We start from the raw sequence: 3,212 nt of genomic DNA, 5'->3' as shown, positions 1-3,212 counted from the left end.
CCTCGGCAACGATCAGCAGCGGCTTGCCAGCCTTGGCGACGCCTTCCAGCACCGGCAGCAGGTCACGGACGTTGGAGATCTTCTTGTCGTGCAGCAGGATGTACGGGTCATCCAGGTCAGCGGTCTGCGACTGCTGGTTGTTGATGAAGTACGGGGACAGGTAGCCGCGGTCGAACTGCATGCCCTTGACCACGTCCAGCTCGTTGTCCAGGCCCGAGCCTTCTTCAACGGTGATCACGCCTTCCTTGCCGACYTYCTTCATCGCGKTGGCGATGATSTSGCCGATCKWSKCGTCSGAGTTGGCSGARATCGTGCCGACCTGGGCAATSGCCTTGTCGTCAGCGGTCGGCTTGGAGATGTTCTTCAGCTCGGCGACGGCAGCCACGACGGCCTTGTCGATACCGCGCTTGAGGTCCATCGGGTTCATGCCGGCAGCAACGGCCTTGGCGCCTTCGCGGATCAGGGCCTGGGCCAGCACGGTGGCGGTGGTGGTGCCGTCGCCGGCGTCGTCGTTGGTACGGGAGGCGACTTCCTTCACCATCTGCGCGCCCATGTTCTCGAACTTGTCAGCCAGTTCGATTTCCTTGGCGACGGACACGCCGTCCTTGGTGATGGTCGGGGCGCCGAAGCTCTTCTCGAGCACGACGTTGCGGCCCTTCGGGCCCAGGGTGGCCTTGACGGCATTGGCGAGAACGTTGACGCCGCGCACCATGCGCGAACGGGCGTCTTCACCGAAACGAATATCCTTGGCAGCCATTGCGTTTACCTCATTGGTAGCGCCGGGCCATGCCCGGCGGCTGGGTGTTGGAATCAGGGGATGAAGCAGGTCGCGCCGACGCTCAGCCGATGACGGCGAGCACGTCGTCTTCGCGCAGGACCTTGTACTCGACGCCTTCGCTCTTGTACGAGCTGCCGGCGTACTGGCCGTAGATGACCTTGTCACCGACCTTCAGCGACGGAGCGCGCACGTTGCCGTTGTCCAGCGGCTTGCCCGGGCCCACGGCCACGACTTCACCCTTGGTGGACTTTTCCTTGGCGGAGTCCGGGATCAGGATGCCACCGGCGGAAACTTCGTCGGCTTCGATCGGCTTGACCACAACGCGGTCGTGCAGCGGCTTGATGCTCATGTGGGACCTCTTAAGTTATTGATTGATCTGAAAAAGTCCGGCGATGTTAGCACTCGCACCAAGCGACTGCCAGCAACGCGCGTGAAAAAGCCCGACAGGTCGGGAGCACGACAGAGATGGAGACCTCCGGAGGCCTTTCAAGGCCCGCCCCCGAAATTTTTCCCGGCGGCCCGGCGGCACTCCATCCCCGCGCGGACGCCTTTATAGGGATGCGTCGCGGCAAGCCAAGGGGGAGTTGGCCACCATTTGGTGACCGCCGTCGCACTGTCAGATATCTGGCGTTCATTTACGACAAAGTGTCACCGGATCGGCTTTAGGGTGGCCCGGCATTCCCAATCACAAGGAGTAGTCGATGCGATTGCTGTCCCCGCTCGCCGCCGCCTGCCTGCTGGCCCTGGCTGCCGCGCCGGCCCAGGCCGAGGTCTTCATCAACGAACTGCACTACGACGACAGCACCGCTGCCGGTGACGTCGGCGAAGCCATCGAAGTGGTCGCCACCGCCGGCGAAGACCTGTCCGGCTACCGCCTGTACCTCTACAACGGCAGCAACCCGTCGGCCGCCACGGTCTACGCCAACAACGCGGTGCCGGCCGGAACCGCGGCGAGCTGCGGCAGCGCCACCCTGGCGGTGGTCACCTACCCCAGCAACGGCCTGCAGAACGGTGCCAACGACGGCATCGCCCTGGTCGACGCCAGCGGCAAGGTGGTCCAGTTCCTCAGCTACGAGGGCGCGATCACCGCTTCCGGTGGCCCCGCCGCCGGCATGACCAGCCAGAACATTCCGGTTGCCGAAACCAACAGCACCGCGGCGGGCACCTCGCTGCAGCTGACCGGCAGCGGCAGCCAGTACGCGCACTTCACCTGGGCCGAATCGGCCAGGCAGACCTTCGGCAGCTGCAACAACCACCAGACCTTCAGTGGCGGCGGCACCCCGGGCCCGAACACGCCGCCGTCGGTGTCCACCACCACGCCGGCACAGGGCAGCAGCACCTTCCCTGCCGCCGCCGACCTGGAAGTGGTGTTCAGCGAGACGGTCAACCTCGCCAGCGGCGCCTTCGCACTGACCTGCGGCACTTCGGGCAGCGTGCCGCTGACCTGGCCGGCCAGCGGCAAGAGCGTGAAGCTGTCGACCAACACCGCGCTGGTCGCCGGTGAAGCCTGCCGCTTCGACATCCGTGCCGCACGCATCACCGATGCGCAGGGTGCCCGCCCGGCGACCGACAGCCGCATCGCCTTCACCGTGGCCACCACCACCGGCAATCCGGACCCGGGCAATCCCGGCGGACCGGCCGGTTACTACTCGAAGGTCAACACCAGCAGCCCCAGCCAGCTGCGCTGCTCGCTGCACGCTACCATCAAGGGCCACACCGCGTATCCGTACAGTGGCTCGGGCACCAGCACCTGGACCATCCTGGAAATCGCCGACGAAGATCCGAACAACAGCGGCCGGATCCTCGATGCCTACCGCAACCACAGCTTCGCCAAGGTGACCGACCGTGCAGGCAGTGGCAGCGGCCTGAAGTACAACCGCGAGCACACCTGGCCGAACTCGCTGGGCTTTGCCAGCACCACCGGCGACAAGGGCCTGCCGTACGCGCCCTACACCGATACCCACATGCTGTACCTGACCGACGCACAGTGGAATGCCGACCGCGGCAACAAGCCGTTCGGCAAGTGCGATGCCAACTGCGGCGAGCGTGCCACCGAAGCCAACAACGGCCACGGCGGTGGCAGCGGTGGCTACCCGGGCAATTCGAACTGGGTGCGTACACCGGATGGCAATGCCGGTACCTTCGAGGTGTGGGGCCAYCGCAAGGGCGACATGGCRCGCGCGGTGATGTACATGGCCATCCGCTATGAAGGTGGCAAGGATGCGGCCACCGGCCAGTCCGAACCGGACCTGGAACTGACCGACGACCGCAGCAAGATCGTCAAGACCAGCAGCTCGCCGGCCTACATGGGCCTGCTGTCGACCCTGATCGACTGGCACCTGTCCGATCCGCCGGATGCCGCCGAGCAGGCGCGTAATGACGTGATCTACTCGTTCCAGGGCAACCGCAACCCCTTCATCGACCACCCCGAGTG

General features: G+C 65.3%; 3 protein-coding genes. 1 reads left to right on the top strand and 2 read right to left on the bottom strand.

Going from position 1 to position 3,212, the window contains the following annotated elements:
* Positions 1 to 757, bottom strand: a 757-nt coding sequence (groEL, locus tag AC1VAN_RS16385) for a chaperonin GroEL (RefSeq protein ID WP_480986208.1), incomplete at its 3' end; no start/stop codon positions are given.
* An 82-nt stretch (positions 758 to 839) separates the two neighbouring features.
* A complete protein-coding gene (locus tag AC1VAN_RS16380; RefSeq protein ID WP_025878649.1) occupies positions 840 to 1,127 on the bottom strand; it encodes a co-chaperone GroES in 288 nt (95 codons plus the stop codon).
* A 352-nt stretch (positions 1,128 to 1,479) separates the two neighbouring features.
* Here AC1VAN_RS16380 and AC1VAN_RS16375 point away from each other — a divergent pair.
* Positions 1,480 to 3,212: endonuclease (locus AC1VAN_RS16375; protein WP_480986207.1), on the top strand; the 1,733-nt coding region annotated here is incomplete at its 3' end.

The sequence above is a fragment of the Stenotrophomonas sp. 05L44_2 genome (assembly GCF_056665995.1).
This window is presented reverse-complemented; position numbering and strand designations above follow the sequence as displayed.

Coding starts and splice junctions, on each gene's coding strand:
- AC1VAN_RS16380 (WP_025878649.1), bottom strand. CDS start 1,127: ATGAGCATCAAGCCGCTGCACGACCGCGTTGTGGTCAAGCCGATCGAA.